The following is a 597-nucleotide window of genomic DNA, read 5'->3' on the forward strand; positions in this document are numbered from 1 at the left end:
AGGGGGCGCTGAAACTGATCCTCGAAGCGGTATTCGAGGCGGACTTCTGCCCGAACTCCTACGGGTTTCGACCGAAGCGGTCCCCACACCGCGCGCTGGCGGAAGTCAGACGCAGTGTGCTGCGGCGCATGTCGACGGTGGTTGACGTGGATTTGTCGCGCTACTTTGACACAATCCAACACTCAACCCTGTTGGGCAAGATCGCGAAGCGCATCCAGGATCCTCAGGTCATGCACTTGGTCAAGCAGGTTATCAAAGCAGCGGGCAAAGTTGGGGTACCGCAAGGTGGCCCATTCAGCCCTCTCGCTGCGAACATCTACTTGACTGAGATTGACTGGATGTTCGACGAGATTCGCCGCAAGACGGCACAGGGCCCTTACGAGGCAGTGAACTATCATCGGTTTGCTGACGACATCGTCATTACCGTCAGTGGCCACCACACGAAACGCGGCTGGGCAGAACGCGCCCTGTTGCGTCTGCGGGAACAGCTCGTGCCGCTTGGCGTCGAGTTGAACACGGAGAAAACCACGGTGGTGGACACGCTGCACGGTGAAGCCTTTGGGTTCTTGGGGTTCGACCTACGTCGCGTGCGCAAAC

1 protein-coding gene is annotated in these 597 nt (G+C 59.0%); it reads left to right on the forward strand.

Features of this window, described 5'->3' with window-relative positions; translation table 11 throughout:
* Positions 1 to 597, forward strand: a 597-nt coding sequence (locus tag ACGLHR_RS52095; protein WP_400103997.1) for a reverse transcriptase domain-containing protein, incomplete at both ends; no start/stop codon positions are given.

The sequence above is a fragment of the Cupriavidus sp. CuC1 genome (assembly GCF_044627735.1).
In the GTDB taxonomy this organism is placed as follows: domain Bacteria; phylum Pseudomonadota; class Gammaproteobacteria; order Burkholderiales; family Burkholderiaceae; genus Cupriavidus; species Cupriavidus ulmosensis.